Here is a 21,962-nt window from a genome sequence, read left to right on the forward strand (position 1 = left end):
CCTGCCCGGCTCCCGCCCCGCGGTTCTGCAAAAGGCCAGCCCTCGTGCTGGCCTTTGTCTTTTGTGCCTCTGGTGGCGGGCCCGATGCGATCGACTTGGAACCGTCAGGAATGACGCACAGTCTGACGTTCCGGTACGGCGTCGGCGGCCATGGCACGCTACGCTGCAAGGGTCGGTGCTTGCGCACCGATCATCTCGATCTTCGACATGACCGCCTGCCCGTGATGCCCTCTCTGTTCCTGCGTGCCCTGCTGCTGTGGATGGCCTCGCTGTTTCCCGTGCTTGCGCCGGCAGCCGAGGACTTCCTGCCACCGGAGCAGGCGTTTCGGTTTGACATGCGTGTGCTCGACGACAAGACGGTCGAGATCGGGTTTACCGTCGCGGACGGCTATTACCTGTACCGCGACCCCTTCAAGTTCGTTGCCGAAGGTGAGGCGGTGGCGCTCGGCGCGCCGGAGATTCCGCCGGGCAAGGTCAAGTTCGACGAGACCTTCCAGAAGGATGTCGAGACGTATCGCGGTCGCGTGGCGATCCGCCTGCCGGTCGACACCGCGCCGGCGTCCTTCCGTCTCATCGTCACCAGCCAGGGTTGCGCTGACCAGGGGCTTTGTTATCCGCCGATGCAAAGCGCTGCGGACGTGCAGTTGGCGGGCTTCGGCGGCGACGGCAGCGTTCGGGTGCAAGGGGGCGGTGGCGGGGTGGACGGCGCCCTTGCCGCGTCACGTTCATCGTTGGCCATTTCGCCGTCGAGCCGCAGCGGTGACGCCGGCATCGACAGCGCGTTGCGCAGCGGCCGTTTCTGGCTGGTGGTCGTCGCATTCTTCGTGGCGGGGCTCCTGCTGTCGTTCACGCCGTGCGTGCTGCCGATGCTGCCGATCCTGTCGTCTCTCATCGTCGGACAGGGTGGGCAGTCCGTGGCGCGCTCGCGTGGCCTGCTGCTGGCCGGCACGTACTCGCTCGGCATGGCCTTGGTCTACACCGCGCTCGGCGTCGCTGCCGGGCTGGCCGGCGAGGGCCTGGCGGCGGCCTTGCAGAACGCCTGGGTGCTCGGTACGTTTGCTCTGTTGCTGGCGCTGTTGGCCTTGTCGATGTTCGGCGCCTACGAGTTGCAGTTGCCGGCCGTTCTGCGCGACCGTCTCGCTGCGTCGTCGGGCCGTCTGCAGGGCGGGCGGCTGGCGGGCGTGTTCGCGATGGGCGGGGTATCGGCTCTGATCGTCAGCCCCTGTGTTGCCGCGCCGCTGGCCGGCGCCTTGCTGTACATCAGCCAGACGCGAGACGTGGTGCTGGGAGGCAGCGCTCTGTTCTCGCTAGCGGCCGGCATGAGCGTGCCGCTGCTGCTGCTCGGCGCTTCGGCCGGGGCCTTGCTGCCGCGCGCAGGCGCGTGGATGGAGAGCGTCAAGCGCTTCTTCGGTCTGTTGCTGCTGGCCGTTGCCTGGTGGATGCTCAGCCCGGTCATTCCTGGGGCGCTCGTGGTCGCTGGCTGGGGCGTGCTGCTGATCGGTGCCGCGGTGTTCCTGCATGCCTTCGACCGCCTGCCGGAGATTGCAGGCGCGGACCGTCGGTTGGTCAAGGGGATCGGTCTTGCTCTGGCCGTGGCGGGCGCCACGCAGATCGTTGGCGCCGCGGCGGGCGCACAGGACGCGCTCAGGCCACTGCAGCCGTTCGTCGTCGCTGGCGGCCCGTCCGCTGCCGGGGCTGCGTCGGTCGACGGTCTCGCCGCGCCGCACACGGGTATGAGCTTCCGGCGCGTCGCCTCGATCGAGGAACTCGATGCTGCAGTACGCGGTGCCGGCCGACCTGTGATGCTCGACTTCTACGCCGACTGGTGCGTGAGCTGCAAGGAAATGGAGCGCTTCACGTTCACCGATCCGGCGGTGCAGGCGCGGCTCGACAAGGCCTTGCTGCTGCAGGCCGACGTGACGCGCAACAGCGACGCGGACCGGGCGCTGCTCAAGCGTTTCCAGCTCTTCGGCCCGCCCGGCATCGTGTTCTTCGACGCCGGGGGTCGCGAGCTCGACACGCGTGTCATCGGCTTCCAGAACGCAGAGCGCTTTCAGCAGAGCCTGCAGTCGGCGGGCCTGTGAACTGACGCAAAGCAGCCCGCGCGTGCTATAATTTTTGTCTCAGTCGCGGGGTGGAGCAGTCTGGTAGCTCGTTGGGCTCATAACCCAAAGGTCGTTGGTTCAAATCCAGCCCCCGCAACCAAAAATCACGAGGCGCGAGCCTATCGAAATGCCCACCAGTCGGTGGGCATTTTGCTTTGTGCAGCGCACTGGCAAATGCTCCGTCGACCTGCTCATCGCATCCGATCATGTCTCGGCATCTCGCTCTCGTGCCAGCGGCCGAGCAGCCACTTCGACAGGCCCGAGAACACCAGGAAGATCGCCACGCCCAGCAGCGATACCAGCAGCAGCGCGGCAAACATCAAGGGCGTCTCGGTGCGAAAACTCGCCTCGAGAATGCGCGAGGCCAGGCCGGTCTCGCGGCCGGCCGTGCCGGCGGTGAACTCGGCCACCACGGCGCCGATGAGGCTCAGGCCGCCGGCGACCTTCAGGCCGGCCATGAAATAGGGCAACGCGCTCGGCACGAGCAGGAAGCGCAGTCTTTGCCAGCGTGTCGCGCTGTACAGCGTGAACAGGTCGCGCAAGCGCGCATCGGCGCTCTTCAGGCCGACGGTGGTGTTCGCCAGGATCGGAAAGAAGGCGACGATCCACGCGCACAACAGCAACGCCAGCGTCGTGTTCTCGACATAGATCAGGATCAGCGGCGCAATGGCGATGATCGGCGTCACCTGCAGAACGACCGCGATCGGGAACAACGCCACCTCGATCCAGCGCGACAGCGCGAACGCCACCGCCAGCAACACGCCGCCCAGCACGGCGGCGCTCAGCGCCAGCAACGTCAGCTTGACGGTGAACCAGAGCGACGGCCCGAGCGATCCCCAGTGCTCGACCAGCGTTCGAACGATCAAGGACGGCGCCGGCAGGATGTAGTGGGGCACCTGCTGAATCCGCACGATCAGTTCCCACGCCACCAACAGCGCGACGATCAGCGCCGCCGGCACGATCACGCGCAAGGCGCGCTCTACCCATGCCGCGGGCCGTGGGGCCGAATCGGCGCGGTGTCGAGCGGAAACCGAGGCCATCGTCGGAGATCAGGCCGTTCGAGCGGCAACGCCGTCGACGGCACGGCGCAAGGCTCGCGAGACGGCGACGCATTGATCGCCATAGTGCGCCGCAGCGCGGAAGGCCTCGCCGCGCGGTCCGCGTGGATCGATGCGGACTTCTTCGTGGATGCGACCCGGAGAGCGGCCCATCAACAGCACGCGGTCTGCCAGGTAGACCGATTCGTAGACGCTGTGCGTCACGAACACCACGGCGAAGCCCTGCTCGGCCTGGATCGAGAGCAGGTCGTCGTTGAGCTTCTGGCGCGTCAGTTCGTCGAGGGCGCCGAAGGGCTCGTCCATCAGCAGCAATCGCGGCCGAAGCACCAGGGCTCGCGCGATCGATGCACGCATCTTCATGCCACCCGACAACTCGTGAGGGTAGGCCAGTGCTGCATCCGTCAGGCCGACCCGCTCCAGCGCAGCGGTGATCGTGGCGGCGGCCGAGGCCCGTGTTCGGCCTTGCAGACGCAGCGGCAGGAACACGTTGTCGGCCACGCTTGCCCAAGGCATCAGCGTCGGTTCCTGGAACACGAAGCCGAGCTCTGGCATGCTGCCGCCGGCCCAGACCACGGTGCCGGCCCCCGGACGCTCCAGGCCGGCGATCAGCCGCAGTGCCGTGCTCTTGCCGCAGCCCGAGGGGCCGAGCACGCTGAGGAACTCGCCTTCGCGCAGCTCAAAGCTCAGCCGGTCGAGTGCCACGCCGCCGTTGGGGTAGCGCAGACCGACCTCGCGCAGGCTCAGCAGCAACGGCGAAGCTTCAGCAGTGTTCATCCGGGTTGGGCACGGCACAGTCACGGGCCATTGTCGCCAAGCCCGTGCCGCTGGGCTTGGCCTCGGCCCTCACGCCTGCGGCGATTCGGCAGCGCGCGGCGACGGGACGGCCGATCCGGACTTCTTCTGCGCCAGGTCGACCCCGTGACGAACTGCGATCACCTCCGCCAGGATGGACACCGCGATCTCGGCCGGCGTCTTGGCACCCAGGTGCAGGCCGATCGGGCCGTGCAGCCGGTCGATCTCTTCGGGTGTCAGATCGAACAGCGCGAGCCGCTCCTTGCGCCGCGCGGTGTTGCCCCGTGAACCCAGCGCACCCACGTAGAACGCGGGCGATTTCAGGGCCTCGAGCAGCGCCAGGTCGTCGAGCTTGGGATCGTGCGTCAGCGCCACCACCGCGCTGTGCGGGTCGAGCTGCAGCTCGACGACCAGATCATCCGGCATCGCGGTGCTGAAGCGGCTGCCCTGTAGATCCCAGCCCAGGTGGTATTCCTCGCGCGGATCGCAGCAGACGACCTCGAAGTCCAGGGCCAGCGCCATCTGTGCCAAGGTGCGCGACAGCTGGCCGGCACCGATGATCACCAGGCGCCAGCGGGGGCCGAACAGCGCGCGCAGCGTGCGGCCGTCGAAGCTGAAGGCCTCGCCGCGCGAGGCCGGCTCCAGGGTCACGGTGCCGCTGGGCAGGTCGAGCCGGCGCGCCACCAGCTCGTGGCGTGCGGTGCGCGCCAGGAGTTCATCGATCCAGGCGATTGAGCTCAGCGGCTCCTGCAGCAGGCGCAGGTTGCCGCCGCAAGGCAGGCCGAAGCGAGCGGCCTCCTCCTTGCTCACGCCGTAGTTCACCAGTGCAGGGGTGTCGACGCGCTCGCCATGCCGCACGCGGTCGATCAGGTCGTCCTCGACGCAGCCGCCCGACACCGAACCGACCACCTGACCGTCGTCGCGCAGGGCCAGCAGCGCGCCCGGCGGGCGGGGCGCCGATCCCCAGGTCTCCAGCACGGTGACCAGCCAGACACGCCGGCCGTCGGCGAACCAGCGGCGCGCCTCCGTCAGCACTTGCAGGTCGAGACTGTCCATCGTGAACTCGGGCCGGTGAGGATCTGGCGGGTCGGGCGGCCAGGGTGCGAGCAAGGGAGCAGCGTCACACCGTTGGAGCGAGGCATGATCATCGCCGCATGCGCAGACCCGCGCCGATGTCGGGGCTTGTCAGGCGGGGATGTCGTGAGCGAGGTGGCAGTCCGCTGACGCCACACTTGGGCGTCCGGCGAAGGGGCGGGCGCTCGGTTCACCCCGCCCGTCGCGACGCGGGGACCGGCCCGCGGCGTGCACCCGCGGACGATCAGTCCGCGCTGCTGGTTTCGCTGGTTTCCGCGGCCGCAGCCGCTGCGGCGGCTGCCGCGAGCTTCTTGCTGCGCGGATTCTTCTCGCACAGCGGCTCGCAGACCGGCTGGCTGCGCCCGAGCACCTTCTGCATGGTGCGTCGGTTGGGGGGCTGGTGAGCGCCGCAGAAGAAGCAGGACATGGTGTTCGTCGCCCCCGAGAACGCGCCAGGGCGCGGAGAGAACGGCGAGCCCGGGGCCTTGCTGGTGTAGCGAAGTCCGTCCTGCTGGATGCGGGTCGTGGTGTCTTTGCGTGAGGCCATACCGCTATTGTCTCAGGCTCTGGGCCACTTTGTCGGCGCGGGGCAACCCGCAGCGAGCGAAAACGGGTTTCCGGGCCTCCGGCCCCGCACGATGATCAGCGCCGAGTCAGCAAGATGGCCAGCTCCGCCCAGCCATTGGCCGGGTGCGGGACACGGCGGTAGGGCGGGCGGGGCCAGGCCCAGCGATCGGCCGGCAGCACGGCCCGCAGCGCGTTCACGTCCACGTGGTAAGGCGGACCCTCGATCAGTCCCTGGGCGGCCCCTTCGCGCGGTGCCTGCATGGCCAGCAGGGCGAGCGTGCCGCCCGGACGCAACCACGCGTGCAGCCGGGCCGCATAGGCCACCCAGTGGTCGGGATGCAAGGCGCACAGGCAGGTCTGCTCGTAGATCGCGTCGAACGGCGCCTCGGGCTCCCAGGCCAGCACGTCCGCCTGCACGACCTCGGCAACCAGGCCGGCGGCGGCGAGGCGGGCCTGCGTAAGACGCACGGCGCCAGGCGCGTAGTCGATGGCGGTGACCGAGAAACCGCCGCGGGCCAGCGGTACGACCTCGTGGCCGCTGCCGCAGCCGGGCACCGCGATGCGCCCGGGCATCAAGCTGCCGTCGCCCAGCCAGACCTGGAGCTGTGGGCTCGGCGCCCCGCGATCCCAGGGCAGCTGCCCTGTGTCGAAGCGCTGCTGCCAGAAGGGGATATCGGGACCGCTCATGCTGAGCAGTCTAGGGCCTGTCGCGGTGGTCGAGGCGAGCCGTCTCGGCGAAAGCTGGGCGGTGGTTCGGTCAGCCGTCGATCGCGCGCACCAGCGTCTCGGTCGCCGGCAGCGACAGGTTGAGCAGGCGTGCGATCGCCGCCAAGTCGTCGGGCACCGCCGGGTTGTCCCAGCCGCGCGCCGGATCCTCGGTGTGGCGGGCCAGGCGGATGGCCAGCACCACGTTCTGCACCTGGGGTTGGGCGGCCTGGCTGTTGTCGTCGGCGATGCGCACCAGCAACTCGGGCAGCGCCCAGGTGTGCATCAAGGCCTGCTGCAGCGCGAGCAGGTCGATGTTCAGCAGCTGGCGCTGTGCGTGGTCGGAGCGCAGCGTGGGATCGGCTCGCTGGCGGCTGGCGATCTCGAGGGCCAGCGCCGGAGCGTGGCACCACAGCAGCATTTCCGCGAAGTCGTGCAACTGCGCCGCCAGTTGCAGCACCTCGGCGTCGTCGTCCATGCGGTGGACCGCGAAACCGAGCGAGAAGTTGGCAGCTCGGTGCGCACGCCGCAACACCCGCTGCAGGCCGGCCAGGGCCTCGGGCTGGCTGGCCAGGTGCACTTCGACCTGGGTCATGCCGCTGAAGGTGTGGAAGAACGGACCGATGCCCATCATCACCAGTGCGGCCGTGACCGTCTCGGGCCCGCCGCTGTCGCCGCCGCCCCGTTTGCGGCGCAACTGGGCGACCGCCGCGAGCAGCTTCAGGGTCATCAAGGGATCCTGCCGAACCGGATCGGCGAGCTGGTGCGCGTCGACATCGCCCCGGGTCGCCTCCACCCGTTCCAGCAATTCCAGCTCCTCTGCCGTGGCCGCCAGCACCGGGATCGGCGCATCGCTGAACCAGCGGGTCCAGGCGGGCAGGTCGGGCAGGGCGTGGGTGAGCATGGGGGAGGGATGGGAGCGATGCGCAGTTATCGGCTTGAGGACGAGAACCTGAAGTTCGCCGAGTTCCGCGAAAGCCAGCTGGGGCTCTTGGCTCGAGACTTCATGCGCTTGTGAAGTACCAAGGCCCGCTGCAGTTTCCTGCAGCGGGCCTTGGTGTGGTGGTGTGAGTCGTCGTTTGGCGCTTCTGTCAGTTGGAGAGCGGCAGTTCGCGCCAGTTGAGTCGCTTCAGCCCGATCGTGGTGCCGAAGTTGCCGGGGACACGTTGAACCGCGCCGCGGTCACTGCCCGACACGAGGCGAACCTTGCCGTCGACGCTGAGGAAGCGAAGATCGGTGATGACCCCCGTGCCGCCGGAAATGTAAGAGACCACCGTGGTGTTCTGGGTCAGCTTCGAGAGTCCGTTCGAGAAGTCCGTGCCGTAGATTCGGCTCATACCGGAGGGGCTGCAGGCATCTCCGTTCGGCAAGGTCGGTGCGAAGGCCACCGTTCCGAAGAAGGTCGTCGGATCGGAAACCAGTCGCCAGGCGACGTTGTTCCCGGCGTTCTTGCCGAGGTCGACGAACCAACCCATCGGCTTCGCCGTGGTGGCGGTGTAGCCTGTCAGCAGGTCGGTGTTCGCTACCAACTGAGTCCGAGTGATGGGGAAGGTAATGCCGGTCGGCAGCATGGCCGTCGTATTGAAAGACACCGAGTTGCCATCGGCGATCGCGTAGAAGGTCTGCTCCTGCGTCGAGGCAATGTCGGTGTCGGCCAGCAAGCGGCCTGTCCCGACCATCACCACGCGTTGCTTCGTGCGCGGGTGCAACTCGATGATGGGCCGCGAGGTCACCGGTTGAGCGCCATCGGTCGGGTGACTGAGCGTTGCGAGGCGCAAAGGCGCGGGGTAGGTACCACTGGCGCCCGTGACGTCGAAGCGCCACAGGTTGCCCAGCAGGTCGCCGGCGTAGACGGCATCGGCATAGCCGTCGGTGAAGTCGACGACGTAGGCATTCGCGTGCGCCAGACCTGCATCGTTGGCGACAGATCCCACGCCGGTCGCGACGGTTTCCAGCAAGGCCCCGGTGCTCGGGTTCACGAAGAACAGGTAGCCCTGACCATCCGGCGTGTTGTAGCCCGACGGCAGGATCACCGTCCAGCCGTACTTGCGCGTCTTCACGACGACCGGTTCGCCGAAGGTATAGCCCATCTGGGGTGCCGTGAACTCCCACAGCACATTGGCGGCAGCCGTCGCCTCGTTGGTGATGCCGGCAGGGTTGGTGACGTCGATCGCGTAGTAGGCCCGCCCTCCCTTGCCCAGGCCTCCGATCAGGACCGAGCGCCAGTTGGTCGAGGTGCCCACACCGGAGCCGTTCCATGTCTTGCCCATGTCGACGTCATACGACGTCGGGGTGGCATTGACAAGATAGCGATGGTTCAGCGGCGAGCGGCCCAGCGAGGCCAGGCCGCTGACACCCGGCGTACCGTCGGGCCCATTGAACACGGCGTTGGGCACGTACGCGAAGACCTCGCGGCCGGCGTCGGCGCCGGTGAGCGCGCCGTTGAACGCATGCAGCATGCCGTCGTTTGCGCCGACATAGACGACCGTCGGGCGCGTTCTCCAGGTCGTCCTGAACGTGCTGTAGCCGGGATTGGTCGCGTCGGACAGCGGCAGCGAAGGCGGGCCGACCGGCCGTGCCCGCGAGCCGACGATGTCGCCGAGCAACTGCGTGCGCGTGCGGTAGGCGCGTGTGCTCCCGGTGACCGTCGAGGCCTGCTCGTGCGTGCGATCGCCCCGCAGGTAGTTCAGGTAGTCGGCGCTGTCGTTGTCGGCGCGATAGGTCGTGTCGAGCAGACCCAGTTGCGTGGCGTTGACGCGCCCCGCGCCCGTGCTGGTCGAACGGAAGGCCACACCGGTAGGCGTCGCGGCCAGCGGATCCCAGGTCACCACATTGCGGTTGGTGTCCCAGCCCGTTCCTGCCAGCTGCGCGGCGAGCTTGCTCGTCGCAGTCCATTGAGCGGTCAAGGTCGGATCGCCAACGGCATTGAACGACAGTTCGCTGGCCTGCACCTGGCCGGTCCAGTTGTTCGGGTCGTATTGCGCGCTATAGCTGCCGTTGCCGGACACGGCCACCTGCGGCACCGAGGTCGAGAACGAGGTCGTGAAGGCCTCCAGCGCCGCGGCAATCTTCTCGAATGCCGTAGTGAGGCCCACCACCATCGTGTCGGGTCGGCCCGCGGTGAAATAGTTGTCGGGGCGGTTCTGGGCACCGACGGTCTGACCTGTCGTGGACCACCACTCGTTCGGCAGCGCTGCGGTGCGGGTGGCGGCGTTGTAGTCGTCCGGCACATCGAAGCCGCCGTACTTGGCGGCAAGATAGAACTGATTGTCGGCAACGAAAGGCTGCTCCAGAACGTCGACCCAGTAAGTCTGGATGGTCTGCTTTCCTTCGGTTGCTACATTGCCCGTCACGGTCGGGCGGATGTCCGTGGTGTTGGCGTAATACGCCATTCCGACGATGCCCGCCGAGTTGGCTCGGCCGCTGTAGTCATTCCAGTTCGGGTTGGCCAAACCCTGCAGCGTAAAGGCGTTGTTGGTCCATGTGGTGACACTGGCTCCCGCGCCAAAGGTGTTGTCACCGGAGACCAGGGCCGGCACGGCAGGTTCGTCGGTGCGTCCGGTATTGCCGGGCAGGTTCTTGTCGCGGTGGGTGTAGATGTCGCCGATGCCCAGGATGAAGTTGCGCTGGCACGAGTACTGGATCGGGTCGTTCCAATTGGTGATGACCGGGAAGTCGTCGAGGTAGGTCGTGCGGGTCGCCGCATTGGCGGCCCCCATGGTCGTGTATTCCGGGACGTTGCCCTGATTCTTGAAGTAGCGCAGCGCGGTGTAGTAAAGCTCGCTGACGGGGTCGTAGCTCTTGTAGTCATTGGTATTGAGCTGACCGAACTTGTTCAGATAATTCATCACCCCGCTGTTGGTGATCGAGACGCTGGGAGTGAAGTCGGTATTGGTCTGCGTCGCGTCGGTCGCATCGGGGTTGATGTAGAAAACACCTGTCGTTGCATCCCATTCGGTCGCAGCATTCGTGACTGCGGGCTCGCCGGGAACGGGACGCGTGGGGCCGACGAACTTCTGTTGCGCGCGCAGCACCGCACCGTCGCGCAGGAAGTCGCTGTGGTTCAGATAGCCAAACGCACTGAAACGGATGCGGTTCGAGTATTTCTGGATCAATCCTTCCGGCTTCCAATTACTGCCGTACTGCTTGCAGTTGGCCTCGACCCCACCTGCTGCGGTGGCCGTGTCGCACACCTTGACCCGCATCACCGCGCGGTAGACGGTGCCAACCACAGGAGCGACAGCCGGGTTGTAGTCGGCTACGGCGCCGCCAAGCGCTGCCGACGACGAGGCGAAGAGCATGTTGATGCCCTGGCTCTGGATGCGCGTATGGAGGTTGTTGAAGCCGAGCGGTGACGCCTCGGCCACCGTGGCTGCCGCCGTGATGCTCTTGTCAGGCGCAAGGCCCTGACCCGTGTCGCGCGACTTCTGGAGGATAGTCGTCGTGGTCGTGTCGATGATCCGGTATCCGCCGGTCATCGCCCAACGAAACGGGTCGATGGTCGGTGTGGAGGCCCAGTTCAGATAGTTGCCGCTCCACTCGTTGGCGCCGGTGCAGTTGTGCGCTGTGTTGACCCCATTGGGATAGAAGTGGCGGAGTTCAGTCGCTGTCTCGGTTGCGTAGTACTGGTAGAGGTAGCACTTGTTCGGATCGAAATATCCGAGGTAGGTCTCGGTGCTCACATAGGCTGTGGTGTGCGCGGAGCGCACTGCGGTGGGCCATTCCACGGAGAGCGCCAGTGCCACGTTGCCAGGAACCGCACTGGTGGCGAACACCGGCGAATCGGCCAGGGTCGTGGCGGCACTCGCCTGAAGCGTCCACGCCAGCGTCGAGCCGACCACCAAGGCTTGTGCCGCAGCGCCAAGTCGCCGCAGAACCTTGCGTTCCGGAGCGGGACGATTTCGGGGGGGTCGAGTGGTCATGACGAGTACCTCACGCGGATTCACGAAGAGTTCTGGGGCGCGCATCGAAGACGATATCCGGGCAGACGGCAGCGTTCTTCAGCTGTCGCAGCAGGAGAACGTGCTCTGGAAGAAGGACTGCGTGTTGCGAGGCCCGGTCGCGCGGATGGTGAGCCGGTAGACCACCGGCTGCGCCACCGCACCGCGGGCCCCTCCCACGCTGGCGCGCTCTGCGCGCTGCCACTCCGAGGCGCTGCCGCCGGGCTGCAGGCTGGCATCGGCGACCGAGCAGTTGTCGGGTGTTTCGGATCCCGTGCCGGCTGTCGCGCACATCCTGTCGACGACGTAGCGCAGGGTGATCCCCTGGCCGGCGTTGATGTCGGCGCCAGTCCAGGCGCCGGTGAACGTGGCGTCGTTCGCCAGCAAGGTGTTCGGGATGCCTTGCGGGTTGCTGGGCAGCACCGTGGCGCTGTAGTTCAGTGCCGGCGAGTTGGCTTCTCTTGCTGCCGCACCGATCAGCGCACCGCCCGCGCGGAACCGGGCTAGGATGGTCTCGGCCGCCTGCTCGCTCTGTTGCGCCAGATCGCGCTTGAAGGCCAGATTGCCGGCGGTCGTCAGCGAGATGTCGAACGACCGCATCAGCGCCGCGGCCGAGATCAGCATCACCACCAGCACGATGAGGCTGATGATCAGGACGGCGCCGCGCTGCCCGCGATCGTGGGCGGAGCGCAAGACAGCAAGCGTGTGTCGGTGGTTCATGGTCAGGGACGCAGCAGCAGGTTGCGGACGGGGACCGTGAGCTCGATGGTGCGGTGGCGCATCGTGCGATCGGCGGTGGCAATGGCCACGGTGCGCGTCAGCGCTCCTGGCGTGCCGCCGCTGCTCAGGTCGGCAAAGAGGCTGACGGACGCGGGTGCCACGTCTTCCCTTTCAACCAGGGAAGATCGCATGACCAGACCGAGTCTCACGGCCACGATGCGCCGCAGATTCGTGGTCGAAGCCGCAGAGCCGTCCATCAAGGCTGTGCCGCCCCAGGTCGCGCCCGAGGGCGCGACCCAGTCATCGATCACGCCGTTGTCGTTGGTGTCGACCCCGTAAACCGCGCGCAGGGCGATCACGCCTTCGGCCAGCGGCAGCGGTGTGTTCTGGCCGTTGATGAGCAGCAGGTCGTAGCTGAACAGCGTGCTGTTGTCGCCGACGCCGAACAACTGGAACTGGGGGGTGTTGTTCGCGATGTTTCCGATGGCAAACGCGTCGGCACTCGACAGCGATGCCAAGGTGGCCAGCGACGTGTTCGTGCCGCTCGCGGTGTAGTAAGCCCCCGCTGTGTCAAAGGGCAGGGCCTGCGTTGCGCCACCGGCGAATCCGGCCGTCAGTTGCGTGAGCAGGCATTCGCCTGCACCCGACAGCATCACAAGGTCGCCACCGCGAAAGCCGATCGTGTTGTTGAGGCGCCATTGGTTGGCCGCCACATCGGTGCCGGTGCGCGGCAGCAGCGAGGCAGGCGACTCGCCGAAGCCTGCTGATCCGCTCATCACCATCACGACATCCGAGCCGGTGGCCGACGCCCCCTGGAAGATCACGATCGGCGCAAGACGCAATGTCTGGGGCACGCCGGCAAATGGTGCGGGCAGCGCGGCCGTGCGGGGCCATGCCTGGCTGGCGGGCAGCCGAGCATTCAAACGGCAAGCCCCGACACGGGTCCACCCGTCGGCAAATCCCGAGCCGGCACTGCGAATCAGGCGGTCGAGGGTGTAGGCCGCATAGGCACCAGACTGGTTGGCGTCATTGAGCGACACCGACGTTCGCTTGCGTCCTTCGCTGGCGGCCAGCACGCCGAAGACCGCGAGCGTGACGACGAGGCCGATGGCGACCGCAACCAGCAGTTCGACGAGCGAGAAGCCCCGCACACCGCGCGACCTCGACAGGCGGCCTCGAGAGGCGCTAGACATGCTCATGTCACCTCCTCGGTCGTCAGAACGACCTCGGTCACCAATTGACTGGTCAGCGTCGAACGGGGTTGCTGCCACGTGATCGTGATCAGTGCCGTGTTGCCGGCGACCGTGATCGTGGCGGTACCGCTGGGCAGTCCCTGTGTCGTGGCGTCGGCGACCCGCGTCTGCCACGCCGTGATCTGAGCCGTGGGCAGCGTGACCGTGCGGGCCAGACGCATCTGCGCGGCGAGGTCATCAGCCAGCAATGCTGCACGATTGCGGTCTTCTGCATCGACCGAGTACTGGGTCGCGCGGACTTGCATCGCCACGAGGCCGAGAATGCCGAACGAGAAGATCAGTACCGACACCAGCACTTCGAGCAGCGTGCTTCCACGCTGCCGTTGTGACGGTCGCGGGGGAGAAGAGGGTTTCACGAAGAGATTCATCACTCAACACCCATCGGGATTGGTGGCGGACAGGGTCTTGGCAGGATCGCACATGCGCACGCGACCCCCCAACGAAGCGGTGACACGCAGCGACCGGTCGACCCCTGCCACGGCACTGCCGTGCGCGACGTCATAGGTCACCGTGGGTGAGGTGGGATCGATGGCGCAGCCCTCGGTCGCATTCGCCACCTGCTGGCCGGCGGCGTTGAAGCACACCGCACTGGGCCCGGTGATGTTGACGCCCGCGACCACGCCGGCCAGCGCACCGCTGCGAACGAGTTCTGCCGTCTCGCCGGTGATCAGCGTCAGCGTGCGGACGCCCCAGTTGCTGCCGTTGGCTGCAGCGGCCGAGGTTGCTGTGGGGTTCGCGACGTTGGTCAGGAAGAAACTCACGGTCCGATTGCGCCGCACGGCCTCGGCCTGCGCCAGCCGCAGGCCGTCCTGCAGTACCTGGGTCGTGGTGCGTACGCGCGTGTTGCGGATCCAACTCGCGAACGACGGGGCCGCAACAGCCAGCAGGATCGCCAGCAATGTGACCGAGACCATCAGCTCCACCAGCGTGAAGCCGCGAGCGCGGCGGCCCGGAAGCATCAGCACTGCCCCTTCTTGACGAGCCAGCAGGCGCCACCCGTGGTCCAGCCGGTGACAGTCGTCGTGGTCGCACGCACATCGGCCTCGGTGACGGTGAAGCCGAAATTGACCACCGGACCGTTGCCGGTCGCGAGCAGCGTGTAGGTCGTCGCTGTCGGACCCGCGGAACAGCTCACCACGAAGTTGCCGAACGTCCGCGCCGCGGCAGCACGTGCGCAGGGCGTGGTGAAGGCGCCGACCGTCGCGTAGGTCCGGTTGTCCTGGAAATGGCGCTCCATCTCGGCGCGCATCGACGCGAGACCATTGGTCCCGTCGACCAGTCGTCCGCGCAGGATGTAGTCGCGATAGCTCGGATACGCGATCGCTGCCAGGATGCCGATGATCGCGACGACGATCATCACCTCGATGAGCGTGAAGCCCGACTGTCGCTTGAAAGTGAATCGTCGCATGTGACTTTCCCGTTCCGGTTCGCTGGCTTGAAGGCCTGGATAGCGCAGGCCGACTCGAATTCGTTGGTCGGAGAGCCGCCGCCTCATGGCAGGCCGCGGATCCGCTTGCAAGCAGTATGGGTGGTGGCGCCGCGCGTGCCCATGAAGCATGTCACGCATTCCGTGGGGTGCTGGATGGCAACCGGACGAAGTGCCGTCTGCGGTCGATGAACGGTCGGCGAGCGTCGCACCGCCGTCACGCCGGCCCGCCGGGAGAAGCACTGCCTGCGGCTACGCCGCGCTGCCCGGCCTCACACCTCTTCCCCGACGTGCGCCGCCGCCAGCGCCTGCTGCACGCCCGCCGGCGCCGCCTGGTAGTGGCTGAAGCGCAGGATGTAGCGTCCCTGGCCGCCGGTCAGCGCATGGAGGCGCGACTGGTAGTTCGCCAGTTCCGACAAGGGCAGCAGCGCCCGCACCACCATCTGCCCCGGTCGGGCCGCGTTGCTGCCGATCACCTGCCCGCGTCGTGATGCCAGGTCGCCGGTCAGGTCGCCCATGTGGGTCTCGGGGGCGGTGATCTCCACGTCGACCACCGGCTCCAGCACGATCGGCTGTGCCGCGCGTGCCGCGGCGACGAAGGCCTTGCGCGCCGCGGTCACGAACGCGATCTCCTTGCTGTCGACGCTGTGGTGCTTGCCGTCGTGCACCACCACGCGCACGTCGAGCACCGGGTAGCCGGCGATCACGCCTTCGGCCATGGCCTGGCGCACGCCCTTCTCGACCGCCGGCATGAAGCTCGACGGGATCGCGCCACCCTTCACGGCGTCGATGAACTCGAAGCCGGCCCCGCGCGGCAGCGGCTCGATGCGCAGGTGCACTTCGCCGAACTGCCCGGCGCCGCCGGTCTGCTTCTTGTGGCGGTGCTGGCCGGCGGCCGGCGCGGTGACGGTCTCGCGGTACGCGATCCGCGGTGGTCGGGTCGTCACCTCGAGTCGGTGCAATTCACGCAGGCGCATCAGCAGCGCCCGCAGGTGCAGCTCGCCCAGGCCCCAGACCACCGTCTCGTGCGTCGCCGCGACCTGTTCGATGCGCAGGCATGGGTCTTCGGCCACCAGCTTCTGCAGGATGTCCCACACCCGTTGCTCGTCCCCATGGCGCTGCGGCTCGATGGCCAGGCCGTGCACCGGCACCGGAAAGTCGAGCGGCGCCAGGTGGATGTGGTCGTCCTCGGCAGCGTCGTGCAGCACCGCGTCGAAGTGGATGTCGTCGACCTTGGCCACTGCGCACAGTTCTCCCGGCCCAGCCCGTTCCACCTCGATCAGGCTCTTGCCCTGCAACAGGAACAGGTGCCCGACCTTGAAAGGCTTGCGGCCATCGCCCACGTAGAGCTGGCTGTCGCTGGTGACGGTGCCTTGGTGGATGCGGAAGATGCCGAGCTTGCCGACGTACGGATCGACGGTCAGCTTGAACACGTGCGCCAGCACGTGCAGTGCCGGGTCGGGCCGCGCGGTGATGGGCGTCGCCTGCGCGCCCTCGCCGCGCAGGAAGCGCGGCGGGTTGCCTTCGGCCGGGTTCGGCATGAGTGCGGTGAGGATGTCGAGCAGTTCGCTCACGCCGGCGCCGTGGCGGGCAGAGACGAAGCAGATCGGGATCAGGTGCCCCTCGCGCAGCGCCTGTTCGAGCGGCGCGTGCAGTTCGCGCGGATCGACGTCGCCGCTCTCCAGGTAGCGCTCGACGAGCGCCGCATCGATCTCCACCACCTGCTCGACCAGCGCGCGGTGGGCCGCGGCGACCGAGGAGAAGTCCGCTTCGTGCCCGGCCGCGGCCTCGGGGCGGAAGAAGCAGTCGACCACCTCGCTGCCTCCGCGCGCCGGCAGGTTCAGCGGCAGGCATTCCTTGCCGAAGGTGGCGCGCAACTGCTCGACCAGCGCCGCCAGATCGACATCCTGCGCGTCGATCTTGTTGACGATCACGAGCCGGCACAGGCCGCGGCTTGCGGCCGTTTCCATCAGGCGCTGCGTGCCGGCGTCCACGCCGCTGGCGGCATCGATCAAGATCGCGGCAGTCTCGACGGCCTCCAGCGCTGCCAGCGCCGGTCCGCTGAAGTCAGGATGGCCGGGGGCGTCGATGAGATGGATGCGCGTGTCGCGGTGCCGCAGGTGCACGAGCGAGGTGTTCAGCGAATGCTGGAACTGTCGTTCCAGCGGGTCGTGATCGCTGACGGTGCTGCCGCGCTCCACGCTGCCGGGGACACCGATCGCCCCGGCCCGGTGCAGCAGCGCCTCGACGAGCGTGGTCTTGCCGGCAGCGACGGCGCCGATCAGGGCGACCGTGCGGATCGCGTGCGGGTCCAGTGCGTTCATCCCCTGCGGCATGGCACTCTCCTTCGGCCGGATCGGCATCGAGTGGGATGGCCCGAGCGTAGAAGATCGATCGGCAAGCCACAAGCGGGCCATGGAACTTTGTGTGCGGCCGTCGGCTCATCTCCAGGGCGACATCGGGCGGGTGCCACAGACTTCACGCTTGATCGGGCCCTAGCGCGTTGGAGGCCCGCAGACGCGGGAGGACATCTGTCCTTGCGCGCGCTGGAAGCCACTAAGATCGCATGCTGACCCCTATCGAGACGGAACCATCACACCATGCTCAAAGCGCTCTCCAAGTTGAACCCTGAGGCTCGTGTCGTTACGCTGGCGGCTTGTGGCCTGGTCGTTTTGTTGACCGCATGCGGCGGTGGCGGCGGCGGTGGCGGTGGCGGTGATTCGGGAACGAATGCTCCACCGCGGCCGGCGGCGGGCCTCAGTGATCCGTCCTTGACCCTGCAGCAGAATCAACCGACGGCCATTTCGTTGGCGCAGGAGATGGTGCTCACCTATCAGCTCTCCGACGAGGCAGCTGCCGCACAGCAACTGGTCGAAATGGCACCCGGCGTGCTCGACGCGTCCACTTCGCCCTATGCTTGCCCGGGCGGAAGCGGCACCATCACGTTCGCGACGAACGGTGCGGGTTTCAACTACACCTACAACGCGTGCGCCAACGCCGGCTACGCCTTCACCGGCAGCAGCGTCATTTCTCCAACCGTGGTATCGAGCACGGTGACCGAATACGACCTCGACTTCAGTAACGTGACCGTGACGGGCACGAACGCGCCGAACACGGCCTTGACGGGCTCTTCGGTTTGCACGCCGGGAACGAGCAGCGTGTCGTGCATCACCACCCTCGGGGGCTACGTGTGGGGCAACGACGCGAGCTACAGCGCTGGCCTTGCGAACGGTAGCCACCAGTGCGACTGTGGCAATGGCACATGGAACGTGCTGTTCGACGACTTCGGCGCGACCTCTGGCGCTGCCTATGTCTATGCGAGCAATGGCGAGGCCTCGGTCACGCGGTTGAGTGCCAACACCTTCCGTGTCGTTCTCACCGTCAACGGCGTCACGACGACCTACGACGTCACGACGACCTGACCCCTCGACCTCGCTGGAGCGCTGGGCACCTCGAGCGTCGGGGCTCCGCCGCCCCAGCGCTCACTGAAACGCCACCTCCGCAAAGCTCCTCAGCTTGCGGCTGTGCAGCTGGTCGATGCCGTTGCGCCGCAGCAGCTCGACCGCCCGCAACCCGATGCGCAGGTGCTGGTTCACGCGCTCGCGGTAGAAGTGGTTGGCCATGCCGGGCAGCTTGATCTCGCCGTGCAGCGGCTTGTCGCTCACGCACAGCAGCGTGCCGTAGGGCACGCGGAAGCGGAAGCCGTTGGCGGCGATGGTGGCGCTCTCCATGTCGAGCGCGATCGCACGGCTCTGGCTGAAGCGGCGTTCCGGCGTGCTGTGGCTGTGGTGAAAGGGCAGCAGCTCCCAGTTGCGGTTGTCGGTGCTGGCGACGGTGCCGGTGCGCATCACGCGCTTGAGTTCGCTGCGCTCGAGCTGGGTCACGTCGGCCACCGCGGCTTCCAGCGCCACCTGGATCTCCGCCAGAGGCGGGATCGGCACCCACAGCGGCAACTCCTCGTCGAGCACATGGTCCTCGCGCACATAGCCGTGGGCCAGCACGTAGTCGCCGAGTTGCTGCGTGGTGCGCAGGCCGGCGCAGTGGCCCAGCATGATCCAGGCGTGCGGGCGCAGCACGGCGATGTGGTCGGTGATGGTCTTGGCGTTGCTGGGGCCCACGCCGATGTTCACCATCGTGATGCCGGCGCGGTCGTGGCGCACCAGGTGGTAGGCGGGCATCTGCGGCAGCCGCGGCGGCGGCGTACCCAGAAAGTCGCCGGCCTCCAGCGTGCAGCCGCTGCGCCGCATCACCACGTTGCCGGGCTCGACGAAGGCCACGTAGCCGTCGTCCTGCCCGTCGCCGCTGCCACCCTCGAACAGCGAGGCCTGGCCGCGGGGCAGGTGCATCAGTTCGTGGCCGAGCTTGATGAACTCGTCGATGTAGAACTGGTAGTTCGTGAACAGCACGAAGTTCTGGAAATGTTCTGGCGTGGTGCCGGTGTAGTGGCGCAGCCGGTGCAGCGAGTAGTCGACGCGCGCCGCGGTGAACAGCGCCAGCGGGTGCACCGCCGCGCCGCTGGCGTCGGGCGCCGGTTCGTGCGTGCCGTTGGCGATGCCGTCGTCCATCGCGCCCAGGTCGGGCAGGTCGAACAGGTCGCGCATCAGCGTGCGCCGTTCGGGCGTCAGCGTGCCCTCCACATGGTCGTGCTCGGCGAACGAGAAGTGCACCGGGATCGGCTGCGTGCTGCTGCCGATCTCCAGCGCGACGCCGTGGTTGCGCAGCAGCAGGCGAAACTGCTCGAGGTAGTAGTCACCGAACAGATCGGGCCTCGTCAGCGTGGTCTCGTAGCGGCCCGGGCCGGCGACGAAGCCGTAGGCGAGCGGCGTGTCGGCCCGCGCCACGGTGTCGACGTGGACGGCCACGCGGGGGTAGCAGGCGCGCACCCGCTGCGGGAAGTCCTCGCCTGCCAGGAAGCGCTGCAGGTGGTCGCGCAGCCGCGCCAGACTGGCGTCGTAGAGGCCGCGCGCGGCGTCGAGGGCGGCCTGCGCATCGGTGTAGCGCCGAGGGCCGTCGTCCGGGGGAGGCGTCGTCGTTGTCGTCGTCATGACGGCATTCTGCGGCCTGAGCGAGGCGACGTCTGTGGCGTGTCGCCTCCGTCCGTCTGCGAGCGGGTCGACGCCGGCCCGACCGTGTAATAAGGTCGCGCCATGCCGATCGCTCCCCGCCACGTGCTGCCGGTCATCGTGGCCGCCCAGTTCGCGAGCACCTCGCTGTGGTTCGCCGTCAACGCCGTGATGCCCGACCTGCAGCACGCGCTCGGGCTGGCGCCGGCGGCCGTCGGTTCCCTGACCTCTGCGGTGCAACTGGGCTTCATCGCCGGCACGCTGGTGTTCGCGCTGGGATCGGTAGCCGACCGCCACTCGCCGCGGCTCGTGTTCCTGCTGTGCGCGATCGCAGGCGCGCTGTGCAACGCCGCTCCCGTGGCCTGGCCGCCCGGCGCGCTGGACCTGCCGACGCTGTGGGTGCTGCGGGCCTTGACCGGCTTCGCCCTTGCCGGCATCTACCCGGTGGGCATGAAGATCGCCGCGGGCTGGTACCCGCAGGGGCTCGGCCGCGCGTTGGGTTGGTTGATCGGCGCGCTGGTGCTGGGCACGGCGTCGCCGCACGCGCTACGGGCCATGGGTGCGCACTGGCCGTGGCAGCAGGTGATGCTGGGGGTGTCGACGCTCGCGGTGCTGGGCGGATGGATGGTGTGGCGGTGGGTGCCCGAAAGCGACCATCTGCCGCGGTCCACGCGCCTGCAGTGGCGCGCCTTCGGTGCCGTGCTGGTGGATCGCCGGCTGCGCGCGCCGGTGCTCGGCTACTTCGGTCACATGTGGGAGCTCTACACGCTGTGGGTGCTGCTGCCGGCGCTGCTGGCCACGCGGCTCCACGGGGCCGCCATCTCGGTGGGTGCGTTCGCTGTCATCGGCGCAGGCGCGATCGGGTGCGTCGCGGGTGGCTGGCTGGCGCAGCGCCACGGCAGTGCGCGCGTGGCCGCGATGCAACTGGCGCTGAGCGGCCTGTGCTGCGTGCTGACGCCGCTCGCGATGGCCGCACCCGATGCGGTGTTCGCGGCCTGGCTGCTGGTGTGGGGCATCAGCGTGGCGGGTGATTCGCCGCAGTTCTCGGCGCTGACGGCGACGCATGCCCCGCGCGAGGCGGTCGGCAGCGTGCTGACGCTGGTCAACTGCATCGGCTTCTCGATCTCGATCCTGAGCATCCAGGGCTTCGTGGCGCTGGCGCAGCACTACGATCTTTCGCTGCTGCTGCCGTGGCTCGGTCTCGGGCCGCTGCTCGGCCTGTGGGGCCTGCGGCCCTTGCTGGTCCGCGATGGTTCGCCGCGCTGAGGCCTCCCGCGGCTGCGGTCTTCAGTCTTCCCACTCCAGCTCGGCGTAGGCCGCGGTCACGTTGCGGGCGTGAAAGACGTCCAGCAGCCTCCAGTCGGGCCGATCGGGGGCGATGCGGGCCACCGCCTGCGGCAGCGTCAGCCCGGCCTTGAGGGCCGCGCGCACATCGGACTGCAGCCGGGTCAGGTAGGCCTGCTCGGCATCGAGCGCCGCCGGCCAGGCCCGGCTCGGCGCGCCGTGGCCCGGCACGACGGTGACGATGCCCTGCCAACCGCGCAGTTGCGCCAGCGCCGCCAGCCAGCCCTTGAGCCGCCCGTCGACCACCGGCGTGTGGTCGACGAACAGCAGGTCGCCGAGGAAGAGCGTGCCGCTGGTCTCGTCCAGCACGCTGAGGTCGGCATCGGTGTGGGCAGTCGGCCAGGCGCGCAGGCTGAGGCGACGCCCGCCGAGGTCGAGTTCGAGCGTGTCGTCGACCAGCCGGGTCGGGGGCACGATGCGGGCGCCGTCGGCGAAGTCGGCACCGAAGTCGCGCTTCAGCGCGTTCAGGTAGAACGGTCCGCGTGCAGCCAGCGCGGCCGGCAGGCGCCGGTGGCCGACGAACTGCGGTGCCGCCTGATCGGCCGGCCGCGCGGCATCCGCGAACACGCTGTTGCCGAGCACATGGTCCGGGTGCGCGTGGGTGTTGATCACGTAGCACACCGGCAGCGGCGTCACGTTCCGCACGGCGGCCAGCAGGCGCTGGCCGACCGCCGCGCTGCCGCCCGTGTCGATGACGGCAACGCAGCGACTGCCGACCACGATGCCGCTGTTCGAGACATCACCCTGGTTGGTGGCGCCCCAGTCTTCCAGCACGCCGCGGTGCAGGTAGACGCCCGGAGCGATGGGATCGAGCGCCGCCGCGCGGACTGCGCAGACGGACGCGCCGGCCAGCAGCACCACCGCTGCACGGCGCAGCGCGCGGCGGACTCCGTGGGATGACCGTCGCGCCGGCCG

18 protein-coding genes and 1 tRNA gene are annotated in these 21,962 nt (G+C 68.1%); 4 read left to right on the forward strand and 15 right to left on the reverse strand.

Going from position 1 to position 21,962, the window contains the following annotated elements:
* Nucleotides 1–224: 224 nt before the first annotated feature.
* Entirely contained in the window at nucleotides 225–2,084 is a 1,860-nt protein-coding gene (dsbD, locus tag ASC67_RS03500) for a protein-disulfide reductase DsbD (protein WP_082535801.1), read from the forward strand.
* Nucleotides 2,085–2,128: 44 nt separating this feature from the next.
* Nucleotides 2,129–2,205: transfer RNA gene (locus tag ASC67_RS03505), tRNA-Met, on the forward strand.
* A gap of 91 nt (nucleotides 2,206–2,296) precedes the next feature.
* On the opposite strand, the gene ASC67_RS03510 is transcribed toward ASC67_RS03505, so the two are convergent.
* The 13 genes from ASC67_RS03510 to fusA form a co-directional block, all read right to left on the reverse strand.
* Nucleotides 2,297–3,145, reverse strand: a complete 849-nt coding sequence (locus ASC67_RS03510) for an ABC transporter permease (protein ID WP_056315198.1) — start codon at nucleotides 3,143–3,145, stop codon at nucleotides 2,297–2,299.
* A 9-nt stretch (nucleotides 3,146–3,154) separates the two neighbouring features.
* Nucleotides 3,155–3,937 carry an ABC transporter ATP-binding protein gene (locus ASC67_RS03515; protein WP_056315200.1) on the reverse strand — a complete coding sequence of 261 codons (783 nt, stop codon included), beginning with the start codon at nucleotides 3,935–3,937 and terminating at the stop codon, nucleotides 3,155–3,157.
* Between the two features lie 69 nt (nucleotides 3,938–4,006).
* Nucleotides 4,007–5,011: an XdhC family protein gene (locus ASC67_RS03520; RefSeq protein WP_056315203.1), complete on the reverse strand. Its 1,005-nt coding sequence runs from the start codon at nucleotides 5,009–5,011 to the stop codon at nucleotides 4,007–4,009.
* A gap of 262 nt (nucleotides 5,012–5,273) precedes the next feature.
* Nucleotides 5,274–5,576: a hypothetical protein gene (locus ASC67_RS03525; protein WP_231497657.1), complete on the reverse strand. Its 303-nt coding sequence runs from the start codon at nucleotides 5,574–5,576 to the stop codon at nucleotides 5,274–5,276.
* Nucleotides 5,577–5,671: 95 nt separating this feature from the next.
* On the reverse strand, nucleotides 5,672–6,283 hold the full coding sequence (locus ASC67_RS03530) for a methyltransferase domain-containing protein (RefSeq protein ID WP_056315205.1): 612 nt from the start codon (nucleotides 6,281–6,283) through the stop codon (nucleotides 5,672–5,674).
* Between the two features lie 70 nt (nucleotides 6,284–6,353).
* Entirely contained in the window at nucleotides 6,354–7,205 is an 852-nt protein-coding gene (locus ASC67_RS03535) for an HDOD domain-containing protein (RefSeq protein WP_056315207.1), read from the reverse strand.
* Between the two features lie 187 nt (nucleotides 7,206–7,392).
* Nucleotides 7,393–11,223 carry a pilus assembly protein gene (locus ASC67_RS03540; protein ID WP_056315400.1) on the reverse strand — a complete coding sequence of 1,277 codons (3,831 nt, stop codon included), beginning with the start codon at nucleotides 11,221–11,223 and terminating at the stop codon, nucleotides 7,393–7,395.
* Nucleotides 11,224–11,301: 78 nt separating this feature from the next.
* On the reverse strand, nucleotides 11,302–11,934 hold the full coding sequence (locus ASC67_RS03545) for a hypothetical protein (protein ID WP_056315209.1): 633 nt from the start codon (nucleotides 11,932–11,934) through the stop codon (nucleotides 11,302–11,304).
* Between the two features lie 29 nt (nucleotides 11,935–11,963).
* Nucleotides 11,964–13,160 (reverse strand): PilW family protein, encoded by a 1,197-nt coding sequence (locus ASC67_RS03550; protein ID WP_082535802.1) that lies wholly within the window; start codon nucleotides 13,158–13,160, stop codon nucleotides 11,964–11,966.
* Nucleotides 13,157–13,582 carry a type IV pilus modification protein PilV gene (gene pilV / locus ASC67_RS03555; protein ID WP_056315212.1) on the reverse strand — a complete coding sequence of 142 codons (426 nt, stop codon included), beginning with the start codon at nucleotides 13,580–13,582 and terminating at the stop codon, nucleotides 13,157–13,159. The genes ASC67_RS03550 and pilV overlap by 4 nt, the downstream gene beginning before the upstream one ends.
* 3 nt (nucleotides 13,583–13,585) lie before the next feature.
* Nucleotides 13,586–14,173 (reverse strand): GspH/FimT family pseudopilin, encoded by a 588-nt coding sequence (locus ASC67_RS03560; protein ID WP_056315403.1) that lies wholly within the window; start codon nucleotides 14,171–14,173, stop codon nucleotides 13,586–13,588.
* Nucleotides 14,173–14,622, reverse strand: coding sequence for a type IV pilin protein (locus tag ASC67_RS03565; RefSeq protein ID WP_056315215.1), 450 nt, complete (start codon nucleotides 14,620–14,622; stop codon nucleotides 14,173–14,175). Before ASC67_RS03565 ends, ASC67_RS03560 begins: the two co-directional genes overlap by 1 nt.
* 290 nt (nucleotides 14,623–14,912) lie before the next feature.
* On the reverse strand, nucleotides 14,913–16,976 hold the full coding sequence (gene fusA, locus ASC67_RS03570; protein WP_056315405.1) for an elongation factor G: 2,064 nt from the start codon (nucleotides 16,974–16,976) through the stop codon (nucleotides 14,913–14,915).
* A 264-nt stretch (nucleotides 16,977–17,240) separates the two neighbouring features.
* Between fusA and ASC67_RS03575 the strand changes: the two genes are divergently transcribed.
* On the forward strand, nucleotides 17,241–18,062 hold the full coding sequence (locus tag ASC67_RS03575; RefSeq protein WP_156466647.1) for a hypothetical protein: 822 nt from the start codon (nucleotides 17,241–17,243) through the stop codon (nucleotides 18,060–18,062).
* A gap of 60 nt (nucleotides 18,063–18,122) precedes the next feature.
* Here ASC67_RS03575 and ASC67_RS03580 read toward each other — a convergent pair whose 3' ends face one another.
* Nucleotides 18,123–19,685 (reverse strand): AMP nucleosidase, encoded by a 1,563-nt coding sequence (locus ASC67_RS03580; protein ID WP_056315219.1) that lies wholly within the window; start codon nucleotides 19,683–19,685, stop codon nucleotides 18,123–18,125.
* A gap of 102 nt (nucleotides 19,686–19,787) precedes the next feature.
* On the opposite strand from ASC67_RS03580, the gene ASC67_RS03585 reads away from it, so the two are divergent.
* Complete coding sequence (locus ASC67_RS03585; RefSeq protein WP_056315221.1) at nucleotides 19,788–20,969, forward strand: nitrate/nitrite transporter; 1,182 nt, start codon at nucleotides 19,788–19,790, stop codon at nucleotides 20,967–20,969.
* A 21-nt stretch (nucleotides 20,970–20,990) separates the two neighbouring features.
* Here the strand turns inward: ASC67_RS03585 and ASC67_RS03590 are convergent, their stop codons facing one another.
* Nucleotides 20,991–21,908, reverse strand: a complete 918-nt coding sequence (locus tag ASC67_RS03590; RefSeq protein ID WP_235566211.1) for a quinoprotein relay system zinc metallohydrolase 2 — start codon at nucleotides 21,906–21,908, stop codon at nucleotides 20,991–20,993.
* Between the last annotated feature and the right edge of the window lie 54 nt (nucleotides 21,909–21,962).

It is taken from the genome of Methylibium sp. Root1272 (assembly GCF_001425905.1).
Classification (GTDB): domain Bacteria; phylum Pseudomonadota; class Gammaproteobacteria; order Burkholderiales; family Burkholderiaceae_C; genus Methylibium.

Bases quoted from the DNA above. Each gene is read 5' to 3' on its own strand.
- ASC67_RS03560 (WP_056315403.1), bottom strand. From the start codon at position 14,173: ATGCTTCCGGGCCGCCGCGCTCGCGGCTTCACGCTGGTGGAGCTGATG.
- ASC67_RS03515 (WP_056315200.1), bottom strand. From the start codon at position 3,937: ATGAACACTGCTGAAGCTTCGCCGTTGCTGCTGAGCCTGCGCGAGGTC.
- pilV (WP_056315212.1), bottom strand. From the start codon at position 13,582: ATGAATCTCTTCGTGAAACCCTCTTCTCCCCCGCGACCGTCACAACGG.
- ASC67_RS03510 (WP_056315198.1), bottom strand. From the start codon at position 3,145: ATGGCCTCGGTTTCCGCTCGACACCGCGCCGATTCGGCCCCACGGCCC.
- ASC67_RS03550 (WP_082535802.1), bottom strand. From the start codon at position 13,160: ATGAGCATGTCTAGCGCCTCTCGAGGCCGCCTGTCGAGGTCGCGCGGT.
- ASC67_RS03585 (WP_056315221.1), top strand. From the start codon at position 19,788: ATGCCGATCGCTCCCCGCCACGTGCTGCCGGTCATCGTGGCCGCCCAG.
- ASC67_RS03565 (WP_056315215.1), bottom strand. From the start codon at position 14,622: ATGCGACGATTCACTTTCAAGCGACAGTCGGGCTTCACGCTCATCGAG.
- ASC67_RS03540 (WP_056315400.1), bottom strand. From the start codon at position 11,223: ATGACCACTCGACCCCCCCGAAATCGTCCCGCTCCGGAACGCAAGGTT.
- ASC67_RS03520 (WP_056315203.1), bottom strand. From the start codon at position 5,011: ATGGACAGTCTCGACCTGCAAGTGCTGACGGAGGCGCGCCGCTGGTTC.
- ASC67_RS03575 (WP_156466647.1), top strand. From the start codon at position 17,241: ATGCTCAAAGCGCTCTCCAAGTTGAACCCTGAGGCTCGTGTCGTTACG.
- ASC67_RS03530 (WP_056315205.1), bottom strand. From the start codon at position 6,283: ATGAGCGGTCCCGATATCCCCTTCTGGCAGCAGCGCTTCGACACAGGG.
- ASC67_RS03535 (WP_056315207.1), bottom strand. From the start codon at position 7,205: ATGCTCACCCACGCCCTGCCCGACCTGCCCGCCTGGACCCGCTGGTTC.
- ASC67_RS03580 (WP_056315219.1), bottom strand. From the start codon at position 19,685: ATGACGACGACAACGACGACGCCTCCCCCGGACGACGGCCCTCGGCGC.
- dsbD (WP_082535801.1), top strand. From the start codon at position 225: ATGCCCTCTCTGTTCCTGCGTGCCCTGCTGCTGTGGATGGCCTCGCTG.
- ASC67_RS03525 (WP_231497657.1), bottom strand. From the start codon at position 5,576: ATGGCCTCACGCAAAGACACCACGACCCGCATCCAGCAGGACGGACTT.
- fusA (WP_056315405.1), bottom strand. From the start codon at position 16,976: ATGCCGCAGGGGATGAACGCACTGGACCCGCACGCGATCCGCACGGTC.